At 74.3% G+C, this 21417-nt stretch carries 17 protein-coding genes, 1 tRNA gene and 1 riboswitch; of the genes, 11 read left to right on the top strand and 7 right to left on the bottom strand.

Annotated features, from left to right (window positions below):
• Nucleotides 1-196 precede the first annotated feature (196 nt).
• The 6 genes from ADK52_RS26385 to ADK52_RS26360 all read left to right on the top strand — a co-directional run bounded on the left by ADK52_RS26385 (nucleotide 197) and on the right by ADK52_RS26360 (nucleotide 7975).
• On the top strand, nucleotides 197-1321 hold the full coding sequence (locus tag ADK52_RS26385; RefSeq protein ID WP_078988622.1) for a Gfo/Idh/MocA family protein: 1125 nt from the start codon (nucleotides 197-199) through the stop codon (nucleotides 1319-1321).
• Nucleotides 1318-2496: a dihydrodipicolinate synthase family protein gene (locus tag ADK52_RS26380; protein WP_053692319.1), complete on the top strand. Its 1179-nt coding sequence runs from the start codon at nucleotides 1318-1320 to the stop codon at nucleotides 2494-2496. The genes ADK52_RS26385 and ADK52_RS26380 overlap by 4 nt, the downstream gene beginning before the upstream one ends.
• Nucleotides 2493-3332, top strand: coding sequence for a sugar phosphate isomerase/epimerase family protein (locus ADK52_RS26375; RefSeq protein ID WP_053692318.1), 840 nt, complete (start codon nucleotides 2493-2495; stop codon nucleotides 3330-3332). Before ADK52_RS26380 ends, ADK52_RS26375 begins: the two co-directional genes overlap by 4 nt.
• A gap of 114 nt (nucleotides 3333-3446) precedes the next feature.
• Nucleotides 3447-5840: a polysaccharide lyase 8 family protein gene (locus ADK52_RS26370; RefSeq protein WP_053692317.1), complete on the top strand. Its 2394-nt coding sequence runs from the start codon at nucleotides 3447-3449 to the stop codon at nucleotides 5838-5840.
• Between the two features lie 29 nt (nucleotides 5841-5869).
• A complete protein-coding gene (locus ADK52_RS26365; protein WP_053692316.1) occupies nucleotides 5870-7492 on the top strand; it encodes a N,N-dimethylformamidase beta subunit family domain-containing protein in 1623 nt (540 codons plus the stop codon).
• An 84-nt stretch (nucleotides 7493-7576) separates the two neighbouring features.
• Nucleotides 7577-7975, top strand: coding sequence for a VOC family protein (locus ADK52_RS26360; protein ID WP_053692315.1), 399 nt, complete (start codon nucleotides 7577-7579; stop codon nucleotides 7973-7975).
• 35 nt (nucleotides 7976-8010) lie between these two features.
• On the opposite strand, the gene ADK52_RS26355 is transcribed toward ADK52_RS26360, so the two are convergent.
• The 5 genes from ADK52_RS26355 to ADK52_RS26335 form a co-directional block, all read right to left on the bottom strand.
• Nucleotides 8011-8796 carry an ABC transporter ATP-binding protein gene (locus ADK52_RS26355; RefSeq protein WP_053692314.1) on the bottom strand — a complete coding sequence of 262 codons (786 nt, stop codon included), beginning with the start codon at nucleotides 8794-8796 and terminating at the stop codon, nucleotides 8011-8013.
• Complete coding sequence (locus ADK52_RS26350) at nucleotides 8793-9905, bottom strand: FecCD family ABC transporter permease (protein ID WP_053692313.1); 1113 nt, start codon at nucleotides 9903-9905, stop codon at nucleotides 8793-8795. The genes ADK52_RS26355 and ADK52_RS26350 overlap by 4 nt, the downstream gene beginning before the upstream one ends.
• The gene (locus ADK52_RS26345; RefSeq protein WP_053692312.1) at nucleotides 9902-10891 is read right to left on the bottom strand and encodes an ABC transporter substrate-binding protein; all 990 of its coding nucleotides are present in this window, start codon (nucleotides 10889-10891) and stop codon (nucleotides 9902-9904) included. The genes ADK52_RS26350 and ADK52_RS26345 overlap by 4 nt, the downstream gene beginning before the upstream one ends.
• Nucleotides 10892-10947: 56 nt before the next feature.
• Nucleotides 10948-11022: riboswitch (cobalamin riboswitch) on the bottom strand.
• A 103-nt stretch (nucleotides 11023-11125) separates the two neighbouring features.
• A tRNA-Trp gene (locus ADK52_RS26340) sits at nucleotides 11126-11199 on the bottom strand.
• 55 nt (nucleotides 11200-11254) lie between these two features.
• Nucleotides 11255-11566, bottom strand: coding sequence for a hypothetical protein (locus ADK52_RS26335; RefSeq protein ID WP_053692311.1), 312 nt, complete (start codon nucleotides 11564-11566; stop codon nucleotides 11255-11257).
• Between the two features lie 168 nt (nucleotides 11567-11734).
• Here ADK52_RS26335 and ADK52_RS26330 point away from each other — a divergent pair, with 168 nt between their 5' ends.
• Together ADK52_RS26330 and ADK52_RS26325 are read left to right on the top strand one after the other, a co-directional pair.
• Complete coding sequence (locus ADK52_RS26330; protein ID WP_053692310.1) at nucleotides 11735-13060, top strand: glycoside hydrolase family 18 protein; 1326 nt, start codon at nucleotides 11735-11737, stop codon at nucleotides 13058-13060.
• A gap of 221 nt (nucleotides 13061-13281) precedes the next feature.
• Complete coding sequence (locus tag ADK52_RS26325; RefSeq protein ID WP_053692309.1) at nucleotides 13282-14166, top strand: aldo/keto reductase; 885 nt, start codon at nucleotides 13282-13284, stop codon at nucleotides 14164-14166.
• Here ADK52_RS26325 and ADK52_RS26320 read toward each other — a convergent pair.
• Both ADK52_RS26320 and ADK52_RS26315 read right to left on the bottom strand, forming a co-directional pair.
• Nucleotides 14163-15230, bottom strand: a complete 1068-nt coding sequence (locus tag ADK52_RS26320) for a PfkB family carbohydrate kinase (RefSeq protein WP_078988621.1) — start codon at nucleotides 15228-15230, stop codon at nucleotides 14163-14165. The genes ADK52_RS26325 and ADK52_RS26320 overlap by 4 nt on opposite strands.
• Before the next feature lie 2 nt (nucleotides 15231-15232).
• The gene (locus ADK52_RS26315; RefSeq protein ID WP_053692308.1) at nucleotides 15233-15871 is read right to left on the bottom strand and encodes a bifunctional 4-hydroxy-2-oxoglutarate aldolase/2-dehydro-3-deoxy-phosphogluconate aldolase; all 639 of its coding nucleotides are present in this window, start codon (nucleotides 15869-15871) and stop codon (nucleotides 15233-15235) included.
• Between the two features lie 127 nt (nucleotides 15872-15998).
• Between ADK52_RS26315 and ADK52_RS26310 the strand changes: the two genes are divergently transcribed.
• The 3 genes from ADK52_RS26310 (at nucleotide 15999) to ADK52_RS26300 (ending at nucleotide 21256) form a co-directional block, all read left to right on the top strand.
• The gene (locus ADK52_RS26310) at nucleotides 15999-16796 is read left to right on the top strand and encodes an IclR family transcriptional regulator (RefSeq protein ID WP_078988609.1); all 798 of its coding nucleotides are present in this window, start codon (nucleotides 15999-16001) and stop codon (nucleotides 16794-16796) included.
• A gap of 116 nt (nucleotides 16797-16912) precedes the next feature.
• Nucleotides 16913-18655 (top strand): sigma-70 family RNA polymerase sigma factor, encoded by a 1743-nt coding sequence (locus tag ADK52_RS26305; protein ID WP_053692307.1) that lies wholly within the window; start codon nucleotides 16913-16915, stop codon nucleotides 18653-18655.
• A 111-nt stretch (nucleotides 18656-18766) separates the two neighbouring features.
• Entirely contained in the window at nucleotides 18767-21256 is a 2490-nt protein-coding gene (locus tag ADK52_RS26300) for a DEAD/DEAH box helicase (protein WP_078988608.1), read from the top strand.
• Nucleotides 21257-21417 lie beyond the last annotated feature (161 nt).

Here is a 21417-nt window from a genome sequence, read left to right as displayed (position 1 = left end):
ATTGAGAAAGCGCTTTCCATCACTCGAACGAGTGTTGCGCGGTGGATGTTCCCGGCCCTAGCCTGAGGGGAATGAAAGCGCTTTCTATCAGACTTTCCTCCGCGCTTTCCGCCAGGCCGCGCAAGACCACGAAGGCAACGAGCACGAAGGACACGAAGGAGGGGACACCGTGGAGCGCAGGACGATCAAGATCGCCATGAACGGCGTGACCGGGCGGATGGGATACCGCCAGCATCTGGTCCGCTCGCTGCTCGCCCTGCGCGAGCAGGGCGGGCTGGACCTGGGCGACGGACGGGTGCTGTGGCCCGAGCCGGTGCTGGTCGGGCGCCGGGAGCCGGCGCTGCGGGCCATCGCCGAGGAGCACGGGCTGGAGCAGGTCAGCACGGACCTCGCGGCCGTGCTCGCCGACCCCGAGGTCGAGATCTACTTCGACGCTCAGGTCACCGGTGCCCGCGAGGCCGCGGTCCGGCAGGCCGTGGCGGCGGGCAAGCACGTGTACTGCGAGAAGCCGACGGCGCTGAGCTTCGCCTCCTCCCTGGAGCTGGCCCGCCTGGCCGCGGAGGCCGGGGTGAAACACGGGGTGGTCCAGGACAAGCTGTTCCTTCCGGGGCTGCTGAAACTGAAGCGGCTGGTCGAAGGCGGCTTCTTCGGCGAGATCCTGTCCGTGCGCGGGGAGTTCGGCTACTGGGTGTTCGAAGGGGACTGGCAGCCGGCCCAGCGGCCGTCCTGGAACTACCGGGCGCAGGACGGCGGGGGCATCGTCGCCGACATGTTCCCGCACTGGGAGTACCTGCTGCACGAGCTGTTCGGCCGGGTCCGCACGGTGCAGGCCCTGGCCCGTACGCACATCGGCCGCCGCTGGGACGAGGAAGGAAAGCCGTACGAGGCGACGGCGGACGACGCGGCGTACGGGGTCTTCGAGCTGGAGGGCGGCGCCGTCGCGCAGATCAACTCCTCCTGGGCGGTGCGGGTCCACCGTGACGAGCTGGTGGAGTTCCAGGTGGACGGGACGCACGGGTCGGCGGTGGCCGGGCTGCGCAACTGCCGCGTCCAGCACCGGGGGGCGACGCCCAAGCCGGTGTGGAATCCCGATCTGCCGCAGACGGAGCCCTTCCGCGCCCAGTGGCAGGAGGTCCCGGACAACGGCCCGTTCGACAACGGCTTCAAGGCCCAGTGGGAGCTGTTCCTGCGCCACGTCGTGCTCGACGAGCCCTGGCAGTGGGACCTGCTGGCCGGCGCGCGCGGAGTACAGCTCGCCGAGCTGGGGCTGCGCTCCTCGGTGGAGGGCCGGCGACTGCCCGTGCCGGAGGTGGTCCTGTGAGCATCCGGCTTCCGGCGGCGGACGGCGGATACCGTCTGCACCGGCCGTGTACCGATCCGCTCGCGCCGCTGGTCTGCGGTCCGGCACGCAGCCGCAGGTTCTACGCGGCGGCGCACGTGGTGGCGGATCCGCTCGCCGCCTGTGCCGACGGCTCGGCCTCCCGGACCGGGCCGGCCGTGGACTGGGAGGCGACGCTGGCTTTCCGGCACCGGCTGTGGGCACAGGGCCTCGGGGTCGCGGAGGCCATGGACACGGCGCAGCGCGGGATGGGTCTGGACTGGCCGGCTGCGGCGGAGCTGATCCGCCGGTCGGCCGCCGAGGCCCGGGCGGTGGGCGGCCGGATCGTCTGCGGGGTGGGCACCGACCAACTCGCGCCGGGCGGCGGGCACGCTCTGGCCGCGATCACCGCCGCGTACGAGGAGCAGCTCGCGCACGTCGAGGAGTGCGGGGCGGGAGCCGTACTCATGGCCTCCCGCGCCCTGGCAGCCACGGCGCGCGGCCCGGAGGACTATCTGGAGGTGTACGGAAGACTGCTGCGGCAGAGCGCCCGGCCGGTCGTACTGCACTGGCTGGGCCCGATGTTCGATCCTGAGCTGGAGGGCTACTGGGGGCACGCCGACCCCGACGCGGCCACCGAGGTGTTCCTGAAGGTCATCGCCGACCGCCCGGAGAAGGTGGACGGGATCAAGGTCTCGCTCCTGGACGCGGAACGGGAGAAGGACATCCGGCGCAGGCTCCCGCCGGGCGTGCGCTGCTACACGGGCGACGACCACCACTATCCCGAACTGATCGCCGGGGAGGGTGCCGGGGATCCGGCGAGCGATGCGCTGCTGGGCGTCTTCGACCCGATCGCTCCGCTGGCCGCCCGGGCCGGGCTCGCGCTGGACCGGGACGACGCCGCCGGTTTCCGTGAGGTGCTGGATCCGACGCTGTCCCTGTCCCGGCACCTGTTCGCCCCGCCGACCCGCTACTACAAGACGGGGGTGGTGCTGCTGGCCTGGCTCGCGGGGTACCAGGAGCACTTCACGATGCTGGGCGGGCTCCAGTCGGCCCGGCCGCTGCCCCATCTGGCCACCGCGTACGAACAGGCCGATCTGCTGGGCCTGTTTCCCGATCCGGAGCTCGCCGAATCGCGGATGCGGCAGCTCTTGGCGGTGTACGGAGTGGCGTCATGAGCCGGGGTCCGGCCCCGGCCCGGTTCAGCCTCAACCAGGAGACCGTCCGGCAGTGGTCGATGCCCGAGCTGGTCGGCGGGTGCGTCGCGGCCGGGGTGGGCGCGGTCGGGCTGTGGCGGGATCCGGTGCGGGAGTTCGGGCTGCGCGAGACGGCGAAGCTGGTCGCCGGGGCCGGGCTGCGGGTCAGCTCGCTGTGTCGCGGCGGGTTCTTCACCGCCGCCGATCCGGCGGGGCGGGCCGCGGCGCTCGAGGACAACCGCCGGGCCGTGGAGGAGGCCGCCGAGCTGGGCGCCGACGTACTGGTCCTGGTCTCGGGGGGCCTGCCCGACGGGGATCGGGACCTGGTGGGGGCGCGGCGGCGGATCGTCGACGTCCTGGGCGAGCTCGCCCCGTGGGCGGCCGCACACGGGGTACGGCTGGGGATCGAGCCCCTGCATCCGATGTTCGCCTCGGACCGCTGCGTGGTCTCCACGCTCGGCCAGGCCCTGGACATCGCCGAGCAGTTCCCGGCGCACCAGGTGGGGGTGGTCGTGGACTCCTACCACCTGTGGTGGGACGAGCGGCTGCCGGCCGGTCTGCACCGGGCGGGTGCGGGCGGGCGGATCGCGTCGGTCCAGGTGGCCGACTGGGTGACCCCGCTCCCCGAAGGGGTGCTGCTGGGGCGGGGGCAGTTGGGCGACGGCTGCATCGATCTGCGGGCGTTCCGGGAACTGGCCGACTCGGCCGGCTACCGCGGCCCGGTGGAGGTGGAGATCTTCCATCCGGGGCTGTGGGCGCGAGACGGTGCCGAGGTGCTGCGGGAGGTGATCGACCGCTACCGCGAGCACGTGGCCTGAGGCGCGTGGCAAGAGGCACGGGGGATGAGGCGTGGGGCACGCGGCAGGGCGCGTTCGAGTGGGGCAAGTGACGGGCCGGCGGGGGCCGGTAAGGGATCGGACAAGGAGCATGCGATGACAGACGTGTGGAGTCGGCGCGCCTTCCTCTCCGCCGCGGGCGGGGGTGCGCTCCTGCTGGGAGCACCCGCCGCGCGGGCGGGGGCCGCGCCGGCGGACGGGGTCCACGACGCCATGCGGGCGGTGTGGCGCGGCCTCGTCCTGGGCGGTGACATCCCTGCCGCGGCCGAGCCGTTCCGTACGAGACTCGCCGATCTCGGCGCCCTGGCCCGCGGGTACCGCTCCGCCATGGCTCCGGCGGCCGGCTCGCTCTGGCCCGACCTGGGGTACGGCAGCGACCCCGAGATGATGATGCAGAGCTACTACCGGCTGCGGACGATGGCCGAGGCCTACGTCCAGCCCGGGACCGGGCTCACCGGGGACGCCGGGCTGCGCTCGGCCCTGCTGACCGGGCTGGACCATCTGCACACGGACGTCTACCACGCCGGCCAGGTGCGGTACGGCAACTGGTACTGCTGGCAGATCGGCGCCCCGCAGGCCCTGCTGGACCTGTGCGTGCTGCTGTACGAGGAGCTGCCGGCCGCCCGGCTCGCCGACTCCTGCGCGGCCGTCGACCACTTCGTCCCGGACTCGGCCGTCGGCTCCTACACCGGGACCAGTACGGGGGCGAACCGGGTCGACCTGTGCCGGGTGCTGGCGCTGCGCGGGGTGGTCGGCGGGGACTCGGCGAAGATCGCGCTGGCCCGGGACGCGCTCGCGCCGGTGTTCCCGTACGTCACCGCGGGCGACGGGCTCTACCCGGACGGGTCGTTCGTCCAGCACACCTGGGTGCCGTACACGGGGACGTACGGGGCGGTGCTGCTCGGCGGGCTGGGCATGCTCTTCGCTCTTCTGAGGGGCACCGCGTGGGAGGTCACGGACCCAGGGGCGCAGATCGCCTTCGACGCGGTGGAGCGGGCCTGGGCGCCGTTCCTGTTCAACGGGCTGGTCATGGACGCCGTGTCGGGGCGGGCGGTGAGCCGGGGTCTGATGGTCGCCGATCCACGGCAGGTCCAGCAGGACGACCATGCCCGCGGGCATGCGGTGCTCGCCGCGATCCTGCTCCTCGCGGAGGGTGCGAGCGCCGTCGAGCGGGCGCGCTGGCGGGGGTTGGTGAAGGGCTGGATGGCCCGGGACTACTACGGTCGTCCCCTCGCCGACACGACGCTCGCCCTGTCCTCGCTCGCCCGCCTGGCACAGGTCGAGTCCGACGCGTCGGTCACCGCACTGCCCGAACCGGTCGGTCACCGCCTGTTCGCGTCCATGGACCGGGCCACGCACCGGCGGCCCGGCTGGGCGGCCTCGCTGTCCATGGCCTCGAAGCGGATCGCCCACTACGAGACGGGCAACGGGGAGAACCTCCGCGGCTGGCACACCGGGAGCGGAATGCTCTCCTGGTGGGGGGCCACGTACGGCAACGGCCAGTACTCGGACGCCTTCTGGCCCACGGTGGATCCGTACAGGCTGCCGGGGACCACGGTGTCACGGAAGGTGCTGGCGGACGGCGCGGGCGGTGACTGGGGGGCCTCCCGGCCCGATGCGGCCTGGGTGGGCGGGACGACCGACGGGGAGTTCGCCTCGCTGGGCCAGCACCTGCGGGGCCTGGGCAGCACGCTCACGGCCCGCACGTCCTGGTTCTTCCTCGACGACACGATCGTCTGCCTGGGGGCCGGGATCCGCTGCTCGGACGGGACGGCGGTCGAGACGGTGGTCGACAACCGCAATCTGGGCGCCGCCGGCACCCATGCCCTCACCGTGGGCGGCACCCTCCAGCCGGCCGCCCTCGGCTGGACGGCCGCCTTCCCCTCCCCCGGCTGGGCGCATCTGGCGGGCTTCGGCGGGTACGTGATGTCGGGCCCGGGCTCGTTCAGGGCCCTGCGGGAGGTGCGCACCGGCCGGTGGAGCGAGATCAACCGGGGCGGCTCCGCCACGGCCCTGACCCGGCGCTACCTCACCCTCTGGTACGACCACGGCAAGGACCCGGCCGGCGCCGGGTACGTCCACCAGGTGCTGCCGGGGGCGACGATGGCCCGGACCGCCGCCAGAGCCGCCGCCACGGGGTGGCTCTCCGTACTCGCCAACGCGGAGACGGCCCAGGGCGTCTCGGTGCCCTCGCTGGGCTTCACCGGGGTCAATTTCTGGCAGGCCGGATCGGCCGGTCCGCTGGAGGCGGGAGCACCCTGTTCGGTGACGGTCCGGGAGAGACCGGACGGCACGGCCGCGGTCTGTGTCGCGGACCCGGCCCGGGCGCTGACCTCGCTGACGCTGGTGTGGAACCGCCCCGTCACCGCGGTGCTGTCCCGCCCGCCGAGCCTGGTCTCGGAGGCCACCGGTGCCCGGTTGCGGCTTGACTTCGGGAACCTCACGGCGGCGGCGGGCACCGGCCAGCGGTTGGTGGTCCGGCTGGGGTGAGGCGTCAGGGGTGACATAGCGTGCCCTTCATGGATCATGAGCACATAGCCGGGGCCGGGGACGGCGACGGCGCGGGCAGGCGGCGGTTCCTCGCGATCGCGACGGGAGCGGCCACCGCCGCCGGGCTCGGGGCCGTGGCCGGCTGCGCGAACGGAGCCGGCGACGGGGCGGCCCCGAAGAGCGAGGGCACGGGGACAACTCCCGGCGGGGCGGCGGGGAAGGGCGGACCGGCCGGCTTCGACGTCAAGGCCGAGAACGCCAAGCCCGGGCATGCCGACTGGCGTGTGACCAGAGCCGGGGCGGCCCGGGCCATCGAGGGCTTCGCCGACAAGGTCAGCGTCCTGCCCGGCGAGTCCTTCGGCCTGCACGTGTCCACCACCGCGCCCCGGTTCACCGTCTCCGCCTACCGGATGGGCTGGTACGGCGGCGCCCGGGCCCGGCTGGTGTGGCGGTCCGAGGCGCTGCCCGGCGTGCGCCAGCCCGAGCACACGGTGGATCCGGCGACCCGGATGGTCCGTACCCGGTGGCCCCGTACGGCCACCGTCGACACCAAAGACTGGCCGGAGGGGTGCTACCTGCTGCGGCTCGACGCACAGGGCGGCGAAGGACAGCGCTTCGTCCCGGTCACCGTCCGCTCGGCGGCGAGCGCCGGCCGTACGGTCGTGGTGAACGCGGTGGCGACCTGGCAGGCGTACAACCGGTGGGGCGGCTACGGCAGCTACGACGGCCCCAGCGGCGGCTACGCCTCGCGCTCCCTCTCCGTCACCTTCGACCGTCCCTACGAGTACGACGACGGCGCCGGCCTGTTCCTCGTGTACGAGGCCCCGCTGCTCGCCCTCGCCGAGCGGCTCGGCATACCCCTGGCCTACGCGACGACCACCGACGTGGCGCGGGAGAAGCGGCTGCTGGAAGGGGCCTCGGCGGTCCTCTCCCTCGGCCACGACGAGTACTGGTCGCCCGAGCAGCGGGCCCACTTCACCGCCGCCCGGGACGCCGGGACCAACATCGCGGTCCTCGGCGCGAACTGCTGCTTCCGCCGGATCCGGCTGGAGCCCTCCGATCTCGGTCCGGACCGCACGGTGGTCTGCTACAAGTCCGCCTACGACCAGGACCCGGGGTTCAAACGCGGCCAGCCGGCCACCGTCGACTTCCGCTCGGCGCCCGGCGCCGATCCGGAGAGCTCGCTGCTCGGCGTGATCTACGACGGCTACCCGGTGGACGCCCCGTACGTGGTGACCCACCCCGGCCACTGGCTGTTCGAGGGCACCGGCGTGCGGGCCGGCGACCGGTTCGCGCACCTGGTGGGGGTGGAGTACGACAAGGTCAACACCGGTTTCCCGACGCCCCGGCCGATCGAGATCCTGGCCCACTCCCCGGTGGTGTGCGAGGGCCGGCCCAGCCACCAGGACACGGCGTACTACACGGTGCCGAGCGGCGCGGGCGTGTTCGCGACCGGGACCATGCGGTGGGTGGAAGCCCTCGACGCGACGGGCGACGGCCGCGGCGGCGCCAACCACGGCCTCGACGCGAAGGCGGGCGCGCTGACCACCCGGGTGACGGAGAACCTGCTGCGGGCCTTCGCGGCCGGCCCGGCGGGCCGCGCGCACCCCGCGCAGGACAATGTGAAGGCGGTCTACGGGGGCACGGCCTAGGATCGTGATCACGGCATCGCGTGTCGGTCACCGACCGGGTGAGGCATGGAGGTGCCGTGATGTGCCTTGCGGAGGCATTCACTCATGTCAGTACAGCTGAACCACACGATCATCCACTCCCGGAACAACAGGGAGGCCGCCGCATTCCTGGCGGACGTCCTCGGCCTTGAGGTCGGGACCGAGTGGGGCCCGTTCGTCCCCGTCGAGACCGCGAACGGCGTCACCCTCGACTTCGCGACCGTGCCGGCCGATTCCCTCACCACCCAGCACTACGCGTTCCTCGTCTCGGAGGAGGAATTCGACGTGTCGTTCGGGAGGATCCGGGCGGGCGGGATCCCGTACTTCGCCGATCCCCACATGAAGCGGCCCGGCGAGATCAACCACAACGACGGCGGCCGCGGCGTCTACTTCCTGGACCCGTCGGGCCACGGGATGGAGATCATCACCCGCCCGTACGGCTACCAGGAGCCCGCGGCCGGCTAACCGGCCGGACCGATGCGTCGGCCTCCCGCTCCCCCTCAGGCGAGCGGGAGGTAGACGATGTTCGGGGCGGCGGTGGCCGGGTGGGTGGTGACGCGGGTGCGGACCCCGTACACCTCGGCCAGCAGGTCCTCGGTCAGCACCTGCGACGGTGTCCCCGAGGCCGCCACCCGGCCGCCCGCCAGCACGTACAGGCGGTCGCAGTACGAGGCCGCCAGGTTGAGGTCGTGCAGCACGAGCAGCACGGTGGCCGGCAGGGCGCGGACCAGGGCGAGGACCTCCAGCTGGTAGCGGATGTCCAGGTGGTTCGTCGGCTCGTCGAGCGCGAGCAGGCCCGGCTCCTGGACGAGGGCGCGGGCCACCAGGGCGCGCTGGCGTTCGCCGCCGGAGAGCCCGTCGTAGCGCCGGCCCGCGAGGCTGCTCGCGCCGACGGTCTCCAGTGCCTCGGCGACGCGCCGGACGTCGTCCGGGCCGTCCTGCTCCCAGAACCGCTTGTGCGGGCTGCGCCCCATCGCGACCACCTCGCGGACGGTCAGCCCGAAGGTCCCCGCCGCCTCCTGCGGGACCACCGCGACCCGCCGGGCCCGGTCCTTGACGCCCAGCCGCGCCGCGTCCGCGCCGTCCAGGAGCACCCGGCCGGCGCTGGGCCGCAGGGCGCCGTAGACGCAGCGCAGCAGCGTCGTCTTGCCGCTGCCGTTGGGGCCGACCACGCCGACCGTCTCGCCGGGCCGGGCGGTGAGGTCGACTCCGTGGAGCAGCGTGTGCCCGTCGGTCTCGTAACGCACGGCCTCGACGGCGAGTTCCACCGGCCGGCGCCCGCTCATCCCGCCACCCCCTCGACCCGGGTGGAACGGCGCAGCATCCACAGGAAGAACGGCCCGCCGACGAGCGCGGTGACCACGCCGACCGGTATCTCCTCGGGCGCCGCGGCCGTACGGGCGACCAGGTCGGCCAGGGTCAGGAACACGGCCCCGCCCAGTGCGGCCACCGGCAGCAGCGCCCGGTGCCCGGCGCCGACGATCATCCGGGCGGCGTGCGGAACCATCAGCCCGACGAACCCGATGGCGCCGCTGTAGGCGACGAGCACGCCGCTCACGAGGGAGGTGAGGACGAAGACGGCTGCGCGGAAGCGCGCGGTGTCCAGGCCGAGCGTCCGAGCGCCCTCCTCCCCGGCGAGGAGCAGGTCGAGCGGCCGGGCGAGCGCGGTGAGCACGGCGGTGCCGGCGAGCAGCGCGGCGGCGGGCAGGGCGAGTTCGTCCCAGCGCGCCCCGCCCAGGCCGCCCAGGGTCCAGAACAGGACGGACCGGATCTGGTCGGGGTGCGCGGCGAGCACCAGCACCAGGCTGGTGAGCGCGGACAGGATGTACTGGACGGCGACCCCGGCGAGGATCAGCCGCCCGGTGGTCATGGTGCCGCCGCGCCGGGCCATGGCGTAGACGGCGACGAGGGCCCCCATCGATCCGGCGAACGCGGCGGCCGGCACGCCCAGGGCGCCGATCCCGCCGAGGGCGCCCTCCGTTCCTTCCGTTCCCGCCGTTCCCGCCGTCGCAGCCGCTCCCGCGCCGAAGACGATGACGAGGACGGCGCCCAGCGAGGCCCCGGAGGAGGCCCCCAGCAGGAACGGGTCGGCGAGCTGGTTGCGTACGAGGGCCTGTAGGACGGTGCCGGCCACGGCGAGCCCCGCTCCGACGACCGCCCCGAGCAGCACCCGCGGCATCCGCACGTCCCACACGATGGAGGCGAAGGCCCCGGTGCGGTGTCCGGGGCCGCCCAGCACGATGTCGAGGACCTGGCCGGGGGCGATCCGTACCGGCCCCAGGGCCAGGCCCGCGACGGCAGACGCGAGGAGCGCCACGGTGAGGAGGGCGAGGACGACCGGGGTACGGGGCGTACGGGGTATGCGGGGCGCAGCCGTCGTACGGGGGCGCCTCACGCGGCGTCGGGGTGGAGCTGGCGGCCCAGGGACTCGACGGCGTCGGCGACGCGCACGCCGAGGACGGCCGAGGACAGGGGCAGCACCACGAACCGCTTGTTCTTGACGGCGGGAACCTCCGCGAGCGCCGGGTCGTTCAACAGGCGCTGCTTCTTGGCTTCGACGGTGGTGCCGCCGTAGTCGTAGATGAGGACGACCTCGGGCCGCCGCTCGATGACCTTCTCCCACGACACGTCACCGAACGTGTCCTTGAGGTCGGCGAAGGTGTTCGTCCCGCCCGCCAGCGAGACGATCTCGTTGCCGATGCCGCCGCCTCCGGAGGTGAAGGCGGTGCCCTCGCCGGAGTCGTAGACGAAGACGGTCGGCCTGGCCTCGTCCTTGACCCGGGCGGTGACGGCGTCGATGCGGCGCTGCTCGTCCGCGATGAGGCGCGCGCCGCGCTCGGGCACGCCGAAGGTGCGCGCGACCTCGGTGATCTCGGTCTTCAGCTGGTCGAGGCCGACCGGGCCGGTGCTGCAGTACTCCACGCTGAGGCGGGAGTTGATGCCGGCCTTGGCGAGTCCCTCGCGGTCGCGTCCCTGCGCCTTGTCGAAGGCGCTCGCGTAGCCGCCGTAGACGAAGTCCGGGTCGGCGCCGAGGAGGACCTCCTTCGAGGGGTACTCCTTGGCCAGCACCTTGATCTTGTCGTAGGCGGGCCGGTAGGCGGGCAGTACGGAGTCGTCGAGGTAGGCCGTCGCGGCCATCCGGTCCTGGAGGCCGAGGGCGAGCAGGATCTCGGTGGCGTGCTGGTTCATGGTGACGGCCCGCCGCGGCGGGGCCTGGTAGGTGCTGCTGACACCGCAGTTGGTGACGGTGTACGGGAACCCCGGCGCGGCGGCCTCGCCCGCCGCCCCGCCCCCCGCCGAGGGCGGACCGCCGCAGGCGGCCAGGGGCATCAGGAGCGCGATCGGGACAAGGGCGCGCAGAAGGGCGCGGGAAGGCGGCATGGCGAAGCCTCTCCGGGGGATCCTCGTCCCCTGGTCGACGTGAAGAGGCGGTGCGTCAGTGTCTGGCTCCCGGTCCCCGCGGGGACCGGTCACAGTGGCGGGACCGCACCGGATTCGCACCGGTTTCCTGTCCTGCACCGCCTGGGGTGGTTCGCCCCAGTCTGCCAGACGGCCGCGGAACGCCGTCGGGCCCGCCCCCGTGGAGGGGGCGGGCCCGACGCCGCGTACTTCTCGCAGGGGCGGCAGGATTCGAACCTGCGGCATCTGGTTTTGGAGACCAGCGCTCTGACCAGCTGAGCTACACCCCTTCGGTGAGGGAAACTCTGACATGGGGCGCCGCGGAGATCCAAACGGATTAGTGGGTCAAGCGGGTGGAAGTTCGGCCCGCGTGCGGGCGCCGACGGTGCGGAGCCAGTCGATCAGTACGTCGTTTCCGCTGGTCAGGGCGGTGTCCAGCGGGGTCGTGTCGCCGTATCCGATCCAGTTGACGTCCACGCGATCGGACAGGAGGTACGGGGCGGCGGACCGTTGACCGCCGTGGCAGGCGGACCAGAATGCGGCGGTGAGTTCTTCGGCGGGCGGGGAGCCCGCGGAGAGGAACTCCGCGACGCGGTCGAGCAGTCCGAGGGCCGTCCGTGGCGATGTGCAGCAGGCTGCGCTCGCCGGCGCCCGCACACCGTTTGACGATGCGGCCGGCCGCGAGCCCGGGGTGCGCGTCCAGCAGCCGGGCGCGGCCGCCGCCGAGTTTCGTACGCACCCTTGACCCAGGTGGTCCAGACCAATAGTTTCCGGCATGCACCGCGCACGCGTCCCGCACCGCTCCCGCACCCGCAAAGGAAGCCCATGCGCCGCAGCATGCCCGGCAGGCTGGCCGTCGCCGCCTGTTCCCTCTCCCTGCTCACCGCCCTCGCGCCCGCCGCCGCCGCGCAGGCCGACACCGGGCACGACCGCTCGTACAAGCGGGTCGGGTACTTCACGCAATGGGGCGTCTACGGACGGGACTTCCAGGTCCAGGACCTGGAGACCAGCGGCACCGCCGGCAAGCTCACCCACGTCAACTACGCCTTCGGCAACATCAACGCGGAGGGCAAGTGCTTCACCGGCAACGTGCCGGGTGAGGCGGACGCCTGGGCCGACTACGTGCGCCCGCTCGACGCGGCGAACTCCGTCGACGGGGTCGCCGACAGCGCCGAGCAGCCGCTCGCCGGGAACTTCAACCAGCTGCGGGAGCTCAAGGCCAAGCACCCCGGCCTCAAGGTCCTCCTCTCGCTGGGCGGTTGGAGCTGGTCCACGCACTTCTCGGACGCCGCGCTCACCCCTGCCTCACGCAAGGCCCTCGTCCAGTCCTGCATCGACCTCTACATCAAGGGCGACCTGCCGCAGGACGGTGCCCGCGGCGGCGCGGGCGCGGCGGCCGGCCTCTTCGACGGGATCGACCTCGACTGGGAGTGGCCCGGCTCGGCCGGTGACACGGACACCACGTACCGCCCGGAGGACAAGCAGAACTTCGCGGCGCTCGTGAAGGAGTTCCGCACGCAGCTCGACGCGTACGCGCACGGCCGGAAGCGGAAGGAGAAGTACGAGCTGACGGCGTTCGTACCGACCGCCCCCGCCAAGATCGACGCGGGCTTCGATGTCCGCCGCATCATGCGCGACCTCGACTTCGTGACCCTCCAGGGCTACGACTTCCACGTCTCCGGCGAGCCGGCCACCGCCCAGCAGTCCGCGCTCCACGCCCGCGGCGACTTCAGCGCGGCCGGCACGGTGGAGGCCTGGCGCCACCGCGGGGCGCCGGCGAACAAGCTGGTGATGGGCCTGCCGTTCTACGGGCAGGGCTGGACCGGCGTCAGCGGCGGCGGGGACGGCATGGGACAGCCGGCGACGGGCCCGGCGCCGGCGACCTGGGCGGCCGGCTACGAGGACTACAAGGCGCTGAAGAAGCTCGCCGGTTCGGGCACGTACAAGGTCTACCGCGACCGCCGGGGCGGCCACGCCTGGCTGTTCGACGGCAGCACGCTGTGGACGTACGACGACCCGCAGGTACTGCGGACCAAGACGGAGTACATCCGCGAGAACGGCCTGGGCGGCGCGATGTTCTGGTCCCTGGACGCGGACACCGCCGACGGCGAGCTCATGACGGCCGTCGACCGGGGCCTGCACGGCCGCTGACCGGCCGACGGAACGACCGCCCGACCTGCCGGCCGGCAGCGCAACCGGCCGAGAGACCGGCGCCGCCGGGCCGCGGGAATCGACCCGGCCCGGCGGCGTCCCACCACCTGCGCCCGCCGCCCTGCAGATCACGACGGTACGGGCGGTCAAGCGTCCACCCCTGCTCCCGCCCGGTGCTCGCGCGGGCCGGGTCGCCGAGCCGAGCCGGTTACCCTCGCGCCATGACCTCCGAAACGATCACCGCGGCTGCATCCGGCACCTGGCGGCTCGGCGACCTCGCCGTCCGCCGGATCGGCTTCGGCTCCATGCGCCTGACGCACCTCGCCGACGGCTCCCCCACCGACCGCGAGCGGATGGTCTCCGTCCTGCGGCGGGCCGTCGAGCTCGGCGTGAACCACATCGACACCGCTTCCTTCTACTTCTCCCCCACGCGCTCCGCCAACGAGCTGATCAACCGCGCGCTGGCCCCCTACGCCGCAGACCTCGTCATCACCACCAAGGTCGGACCGGGCCGCGACTGCGCCGGCCAGTGGTGGTGGGCCACGCCCGAGCAGCTGCGCGGGCAGGTCGAGGAGAACCTGCGCCAGCTGGGCCGGGACCACCTGGACGTGGTCAACCTGCGGATCCCGCGCCGGGAGACCACGGGATCGATCGCCGAGCACTTCGGCGCCCTCGCCGAGCTGCGCACGGCCGGGCTCATCCGCCACCTCGGCGTGTCCAACGTACGGCCCGACCACCTGGCCGAGGCCCGGGCCATCGCTCCCGTCGTCTGCGTGCAGAACCCGTACGGGATCGGCTCCCCGGCCGAGGACCACGCCTTCCTCGACGCGTGCGGGCAGCAGGGCATCGCCTTCGTGCCGTTCTTCGCGATCGCCGGCGCGGGCAAGGAGGCCGGGGTGGTCACGGAGGAGGCCGCGCCGGTACGGGCCGTCGCCGCGGCCCACGGCGTGTCGGCGGCGCAGGTGCGGCTCGCCTGGACCCTGAACCGGGGCCCGCACGTGCTGGCGATCCCGGGCACCGGCAACCGCGACCACCTCGTCGAGAACATCGCCACCGGGGCGCTGCGGCTGTCCCCCGAGGAGATCGCGCTGCTCTCGGCCGTCTAGACCGGCCCGAGCCCGCGGTGGGCGGCGGCCAGGGCCGCCGTTTCGGGGAACGCCGGGACGCGGCCCGTGCCGCCGCGGCCGGAGACCGAGAGGGAGGCCGCCGCCATGCCGTACGCGACGGCGTCGGCGAGGCAGTCGCCCAGGGCGAGCCGGGCGGTGGCGGTGCCGGTGAAGCAGTCCCCGGCACCGGTCGCGTCCACCGGATCGGGGTTGACCGGTACCGGGTGGTACTCGGCCCGCGTCCCGTCGTCGAGCAGCAGCCGGCCGGCGCCCGCGGTGACCACGACCGTACGGGCGCCCAGGGCCCGATAGCGGGCGGCGGCGGCGCGCGGATCGGCGGTGCCGACCAGGGCCTCGGCGTCGGCCGGGCAGGAGGTCTTGAGCAGCCCGGTCAGCGGGGCGATCCGCGCCAGCAGCCCGCGGGCCTCGGCCCGACCGGTCAGGCGGGAGCGGAAGTTGGGATCGTACGAGACGTGCCCGCCGGCGCCGTGCACGGCCTCGGCGGCGGCCAGCACCGCCTCGCGGCTGCTCGGGGACAGCGCGCCCGCGATCCCGCTGGTCACGAGCGCCCTCGTGCCGGTCAGCAGGTCCCGCCAGGACTCGACGTGCCGCGTGGAGAGGGTGGAACCCGCGCTGTGGGTGCGCCAGTAGACGAACGCGCGGTCGCCCTCGGTGTCGGAGGCGAGCAGGTAGGCGCCGTTGGGGCGCGGGGCGCGGCGCACGTGGGAGACGTCCACGCCGAGCGCGGCCGCGCGGTGCAGGAGCGGGACGCTGAGCTCGTCTTCGCCGACGACGGCGAGGAGGGCGGTCCGGGCCCCGGCGGCCGCGGCGGCGGCCGCCGTGTTGAGGGCGTCGCCGGAGTAGGAGAGACGGGCCGGGGTGCCGTCGGCGGCTTCCCGCAGGGCGGTGTCGGCGTGGATCTCGACGAGGACCTCACCGAGGACGAGGACGTCGTAACCGGTGCCGTGGCCGGTGCCCTGGCCGGTGCCGTGGCCGGTGCCGTAGCCGGTGCCGTGGCCGGTGCCGTGGCCGGTGCCGTGGCCGGTACGGGGCGCGGGCGCCATCCTCAGCTCCCCGCCCCGGCGCAGCCGGTGCAGCACGGCCGGGCCAGAGCCGCGAAGACGGCGGCCAGTTCGCCGGGATCGTCGGGCAGGCCGCTGCCGATGCCCACCGCGGCCGCCCCGGCGGCGAGCCACTCCCGGATCTCGGCGGGCCGGATGCCGCCGGTCGGTATGAACAGCGCCCCGGGCAGGACCGCCTTGAGGGAGCGGATGAACCGCGGACCGCCGACGTGCGCCGGGAACACCTTGGCGGCGCCCGCGGACCGGACGGCGGAGGCGATCTCGCCCGGGGTGAAGCCGCCCTCGACGAAGACCGCCCCGCGCCGGGCGGCGACCGCCCGGACCTCGGGAGCCGGGTAGGGGGAGATCAGGAAGGCCGCGCCCGCGTCGAGGGCGGTCTCGGCCTGGCCGGCGGCGGTGACGGTGCCGACGCCGATCAGGGCGGGCCGGTCGTGCGCGTCGGCGAGCGGGGCGGTCCGGGCGACGGCCTCGGCCCAGCCGGGGGTGGAGGTGGTCAGCTCGACCACGCGGCAGCCGGCGGCCAGTAGGGCGGCGGTCCGGCGGACGGCTTCGTCCGCGTCGGCGTCGCGCAGGACCGGCAGCAGGCACTGGGCGGCCAGCGCGTCGTACGGGTGGCAGGACAAAGGACCCCTCCCTCTCCATCTGTTCCACTGCGCCACACGCCATTTGTTCCACGTAGTGGAACGCAGTACCGTGTAGCGGAACCACTTCGCAGACCTTACCCCCACCCACCCCGCACCGGGAGAGCGCATGCGCGACGACGGGCCCACGAAGGACGCGGCCGAAGACCCCGCGCACGGCGGCCGGACCTCGGCCGCCGGCACGGCGCTGGAGAAGTCGATGCGGATCCTGGAGGCCGTGGCCGCGCCGGGCGGACCGCACCGGCTCACCGATGTGGTGGCCGCGGCCGCCGTGCCCAAGTCGAGTGCCTTCCGGATCCTCGCCTCGCTGACCGAGCAGGGCTTCGTACGCCCGGAGAGCGGATCGCGGTACGGGGTGGGTCCCCGGCTGCGCGGACTGTCCGCCCTGGTCAGCGGCGGCGAGCCGCACAGCATCGGGCGGATCCTCGGCGAGCTGCGCGAGGAGGTCGGCCAGACGGTCCACCTGGCCCTGCACAGCGGGGAGACGCTCACCTACATCCGGAAGCTGGAGGGCGACCAGCCGTTCCGGACGGCCTCCCGGGTCGGGATGCGCATGCCGCTGCACAGCACCGCGATCGGCAAGAGCATCCTGGCGCACCTGCCCGAGGAGGAGGTACGGGCGCTGATCGCGAGCGCGGGCCTGCCGCGCCGCACGCCGCGGACGCTCACCGGACCGAAGGCCCTGCTGGCGGAGCTGGAGGCGGTCCGGGCCCGGGGCTTCGCCGTGGACGACGAGGAGAACGAGCCGACCATCCGGTGCATCGGCGCCGCGGTCCTGGGCCCCGGGGGCCGCCCGATCGGCGGGGTCAGCGTCACCACGGTGACCTTCCTCGTCTCCCGCGAGGAGATCGAGGCGTACGCGCCGGCCCTGCGCGCGGCCACGGAGGCACTCGCCCCGCTGCTGTGAACGGCCGGGAAAAACTTCTTCGGGTTCTTTTTCCGGATAACCGTTATCCGACCCGCGCTCGACGGTCTCCCAGGTATCGGGCATCATCGACCGCCGGTACGGACAGGGAACCTCACATGACTACACAGCACACGGCAGAGCTGGTGGCAGCCGCCCGCGCGGGCGATCTCCGCGCGCAGGACGAGCTGGTCGGCACCTATCTGCCGCTCGTCTACAACATCGTCGGGCGCGCCCTGAACGGCTCCGTCGACGTGGACGACGTGGTGCAGGACACGATGCTGCGGGCGCTCGACGGGCTCGGCACCCTGCGGTCGGACGAGAGTTTCCGGTCCTGGCTGGTCGCGATCGCCATGAACCGGGTGCGGGCCCACTGGCAGGCGCGGCACAGCGCCCCCGGCGAGAGCGGGCTCGAGGCCGCTTGGGAACTGGCCGACCCGGGCGCCGACTTCGTGGACCTGACGGTCCTGCGGCTCCAGCTCGAAGGCCAGCAGCAGGAGACGGCCCGCGCCACCCGCTGGCTGGACACCGACGATCGCGCCCTACTGTCGCTGTGGTGGCTGGAGTGCGCCGGTGAGCTGACCCGCGCCGAGGTGGCCGCGGCCCTCGAACTGTCCCCGCAGCACACGGCGGTGCGCGTGCAGCGGATGAAGGCGCAGCTGGAGTCGGCCCGGGTGGTGGAGCGGGCGCTGGCCGCGCAGCCCCCGTGCGAGGAGCTGCGCGGGGTCACGGGCGCCTGGGACGGGGTGCCGTCGACGCTGTGGCGCAAGCGAATAGCCCGGCACGCGCGCGAGTGCGTACGGTGCGCGGGACTGTGGAGCGGACTGCTCCCGGCGGAAGGGCTGCTGGCGGGTCTGGCCCTGGTCCCGGTCTCGATGGCACTGCTGGCGGGCATACGGTCGGCCGCGGCAGCCGGCTTCGCCCCGGCCGACGCGGCGTACGCGTACGACGGCGGCGCGGATGCCAGTGCCCCGGCGTACTCCCCCAGCGGCGGCGCGGGTACGGGCTACGACGGCACGGGCTACGACACCACGGGCTTCGACGGCACGGACGTCTCCGACGCCGCGACGCAGCTCACCCCCACGGTCTCCGCCCAGGGCGGCGTACCGGACGCCACCCCCGGCGGCGGCCGCGGCGTCCTGCGCAAGCGCCGCAGGAGCCGCCGCCGCGCGGTCGGCGGCGCGGTGCTCGCCGCGTGCGTCGCGGGCGGCGGGCTCGCGTACCTCGGCGGGTTCCCCGGCTCGGACGACAAGGACACCGGCGCCGCGCCCGCCGCCCCGCTGTCCGCACTGGCGGCCCCCGACCCCGGCTCCGCGTCCCCCTCGGACTCGGCCTCTCCCTCCGCGTCGGCCTCCCCGTCCCCCTCGGCCTCCGCCTCGCCGAGCCCGTCCGCCGAGAGCCCGACGCCGAGCCCCACGCCGACCAAGTCCAAGGCGCCGGCTCCGCGCCCCTCGGCGCCCGCTCCGGGCCCCGCCCCGGCGGGCGTCGCCGGCCAGGTCATCGCGCTGGTCAACTCCGAGCGCGCGGCGGCCGGCTGCGGCCCCCTGAAGGAGGACCCGCAGCTGCGGTCGGCCGCCCAGGGGCACTCCGACGACATGGCGGCCCGTAGCTTCTTCGACCACACCAACCCCGACGGCGCCGACCCGGGGAAGCGGACGACGGCCGCCGGCTACCGCTGGTCGACGTACGGCGAGAACATCGCGCGGGGCCAGCAGACCGCGGCCTCGGTCATGGACTCGTGGATGAAGAGCCCGGGCCACCGCGCCAACATCCTCAACTGCTCCTTCAAGGACATCGGCGTCGGCATCCACTCGGGCCCGGGCGGCCCGTGGTGGACGCAGAACTTCGGCGCCAAGATGTGATCCGGACGCTCCGCCCGCGGCGCGGACCCGCACGCTTCACATGTCGTGCAGGATGGAGTCTGGAGCCGAAAGGGCTGATCGGAGCAGGGGCGGGCGGACGGAGCAGGGCGCATGGCGAGGAAAGAGCTCCGTCCGCACCAGCGGGAGGCCGTCGACGCGGTCCTGCGGGCGCTCGAACTGCCCGCCGGCGGCCGAGTACCCGGGGCCGGGCTGCGGACCCAGGTGATCATGGCCACCGGCTCCGGCAAGTCCCTGGTCGCCGTGCGCTCGGCCGAGGAGCTGCGGGCCGGGCGGGTGCTGGTCCTCGTGCCCTCCCTGGACCTGCTCGTACAGACGGCGGCGGCCTGGCGGGAAGGCGGCCGGAGCGGGCGCGCCCTCGCGGTGTGCTCCCTGCGCCCCGCGGACGCGGGCATGCCGGCCACGACCGATCCGGCCGAACTGGCCCGCTGGGCGGGCCCGTCGGCGGACCGGGTGACGGTGTACGCCACGTACGCCTCGCTGGGCCTCGGCACGATCGAGCAGGCCCACCTCGCCGGGCTGCCGGGCTGGGACCTGATCGTGGTCGACGAGGCGCACCGTACCTCCGGACGGATCGGGAAACCGTGGGCCGTGGTGCACGACAACACCCGGATCCCGTCCGTCCGGCGGCTGTACATGACGGCCACGCCCCGGGTCTGGCAGGACGGCGCGGAGGAGGACGAGGAGAGCGGCCGCGGGCGGGGCGAGCTCGTCGCGTCCATGGAGGACGACCCCGACGGCCCCTTCGGCGCGCGCTGCCACACCCTGACCCTCGCGGAGGCCATCGACCGCGGCATCTGCGCCCCGTACCGGGTGGTGTGCGTGGACGTCAGCGATCCGGGGTTCCAGGCGGCCGTGCTGCTGGGCGCGGACGCCCGCTCCGACGCCGTCCGCGGGTCGCGGCTGGCGGCCCTTCAGGCGGCGCTGGTGAAGGCCGCCGCCGACCAGGGGTTCCGGCGGACCCTCGTCTTCCATCACCTGACCCGGGAGGCAGAGGCGTTCGCCGCCGGGCTGCCGGAGGTGGCGCGGCGGCTGCGGGCCGCCGAGGACGCGCCGAAGCCGGTGTACCCCCGTACGGTCAGGGCGGACTGGCTGTGCGGGCAGCACACGGCGGCGCACCGGCGGCGGGTGCTGGCGGATTTCGCGGCGGACGGGGCCGCGGACAAGGCCTTCCTCGGCAGTGTCCGGGTGCTGGGCGAGGGCGTGGACACCAAGGAGTGCGATTCCGTCTTCTGGGCCGACGTACGGGGGTCCATGCCCGACCTGGTCCAGGCCGTCGGGCGGGCGCTGCGCATCCACCCCGGCGAGGGCAAGGTCGCCTCGCTGGTGGTGCCCGTACTGCTGGGGCCGGACGAGACGGCCGAGTCGATGCTGACCTCGCGGGCCTACGGGGACCTCGCGCGGCTGCTGGAGGCGCTGCGGGCGCACGACACCCGGCTGGTCGAATCGCTGGCGCAGCCGCAGGCGCCGAGCCGGCCGCGGGCCGGGTCCGAGGCCGTGGCCGTGGCGGGCGCCGGGATGCGGACCGGGGCGCGGGCCCTGCTGAGCTTCTCCACCCCGCGCGATCCGGCGCTGCTGGCGGCGTTCATCCGGCTGCGGGTGCTGCACCCGGAGCGCGAGCACTGGCGGCGCGGGGTGGAGGCCGCCCGGATCTACGCGGCCGGGGCCGGGGACCTGCGGGTGCCGTTCGCGTTCAAGGTGCCGGCCGGGTCGCCCGTCGCGCCGGGTACGGAGGCCGGTGGGCAGACCGGTACGCAGGCGGGTACGGAGGCCGCCGCCGAGGCCTGGCCGCCCGGGCTGGCCCGGTTCCCGCTCGGCCAGTGGATCGCGGACGTGCGGCGCACCCACCGCCGGGGCGCCCTCGGCCGGGAGCGGGTCGCGCAGCTCGACGAACTCGGCATGGTGTGGAGCCACTTCGACGTGGCGTACGAGGAGGGGCTCGCGGCGGCCCGCGGCTGGGCGGCGGAGCACGGGCACCTGCTGCCGCCGGCGGAGGCCACCTGGCGCGGAGCACCGGTCGGGGTGTGGGTCAAGAACCAGCGGGCCGCCGCCCGCCGCGAGGGCCCCGGCGCACTGCCGGAGGAGCGCCGGGAGGCCCTGGAGGCCATCGACGCCTCGTGGTGCCCGGCCTGGGACATCTCCTGGCAGCGCGCCTTCCACCTGACCCGCGTCCACCTCGACGCGGGCGGCCGGCTGCCGCTCGCCCCCGGCGAGGTGGTCGTCCAGGGCGAGGACCTGGGCCGGTGGGTACGCGCTCAGCGGCTGGCCTGGGAGCAGCTGACCTGGGCACAGCGCTGGCTGCTGGAGCACACGCTCGGGGTGACCGGGGCGAGCGCGGCCGAGCGCCCGCGGCCGCGGCGCACGCAGGCCGAGAAGTGGGCGGAGCACCTGGCGGCGGCCCGCCTGTTCCACACCCGCGAACAGCACCTCCGGGTCCCGCGCGCCCATGTGGAACGGGTCGGCGCGCAGGACGTCCGCCTGGGTGTCTGGATCGCCAATCAGCGCTCGCGCGCGGCGGCCCTCACCCCGGACCGGATCGCCGCCCTCGACGCACTCGACATGCGCTGGTCCACCTCCGCCTGAGCGGCACCCGGCCGGGGCCCGCCGCCGGCGCCCGTTCGCCGGCGCCTGTCCGACGGGTCGCGTCACCGACCCCGCCCCCGACAGCACCGTCACCCGAATGGCCCAATATGACGCGCCACCCACATGGGTGAAGATCAAGCTGGCTAGTGCCCCAACCGAGG

The sequence above is a fragment of the Streptomyces sp. WM6372 genome, from assembly GCF_001279655.1.
Lineage (GTDB): Bacteria > Actinomycetota > Actinomycetes > Streptomycetales > Streptomycetaceae > Streptomyces.
This window is presented reverse-complemented; position numbering and strand designations above follow the sequence as displayed.

What these genes read in the sequence shown, in the direction of transcription:
- ADK52_RS26385 (WP_078988622.1), top strand. Translation starts at nt 197, where the DNA reads ATGAACGGCGTGACCGGGCGGATGGGATACCGCCAGCATCTGGTCCGC.
- ADK52_RS26375 (WP_053692318.1), top strand. Translation starts at nt 2,493, where the DNA reads ATGAGCCGGGGTCCGGCCCCGGCCCGGTTCAGCCTCAACCAGGAGACC.
- ADK52_RS26370 (WP_053692317.1), top strand. Translation starts at nt 3,447, where the DNA reads ATGACAGACGTGTGGAGTCGGCGCGCCTTCCTCTCCGCCGCGGGCGGG.
- ADK52_RS26365 (WP_053692316.1), top strand. Translation starts at nt 5,870, where the DNA reads ATGGATCATGAGCACATAGCCGGGGCCGGGGACGGCGACGGCGCGGGC.
- ADK52_RS26360 (WP_053692315.1), top strand. Translation starts at nt 7,577, where the DNA reads ATGTCAGTACAGCTGAACCACACGATCATCCACTCCCGGAACAACAGG.
- ADK52_RS26355 (WP_053692314.1), bottom strand. Translation starts at nt 8,796, where the DNA reads ATGAGCGGGCGCCGGCCGGTGGAACTCGCCGTCGAGGCCGTGCGTTAC.
- ADK52_RS26345 (WP_053692312.1), bottom strand. Translation starts at nt 10,891, where the DNA reads ATGCCGCCTTCCCGCGCCCTTCTGCGCGCCCTTGTCCCGATCGCGCTC.
- ADK52_RS26330 (WP_053692310.1), top strand. Translation starts at nt 11,735, where the DNA reads ATGCGCCGCAGCATGCCCGGCAGGCTGGCCGTCGCCGCCTGTTCCCTC.
- ADK52_RS26325 (WP_053692309.1), top strand. Translation starts at nt 13,282, where the DNA reads ATGACCTCCGAAACGATCACCGCGGCTGCATCCGGCACCTGGCGGCTC.
- ADK52_RS26320 (WP_078988621.1), bottom strand. Translation starts at nt 15,230, where the DNA reads ATGGCGCCCGCGCCCCGTACCGGCCACGGCACCGGCCACGGCACCGGC.
- ADK52_RS26310 (WP_078988609.1), top strand. Translation starts at nt 15,999, where the DNA reads ATGCGCGACGACGGGCCCACGAAGGACGCGGCCGAAGACCCCGCGCAC.
- ADK52_RS26305 (WP_053692307.1), top strand. Translation starts at nt 16,913, where the DNA reads ATGACTACACAGCACACGGCAGAGCTGGTGGCAGCCGCCCGCGCGGGC.
- ADK52_RS26300 (WP_078988608.1), top strand. Translation starts at nt 18,767, where the DNA reads ATGGCGAGGAAAGAGCTCCGTCCGCACCAGCGGGAGGCCGTCGACGCG.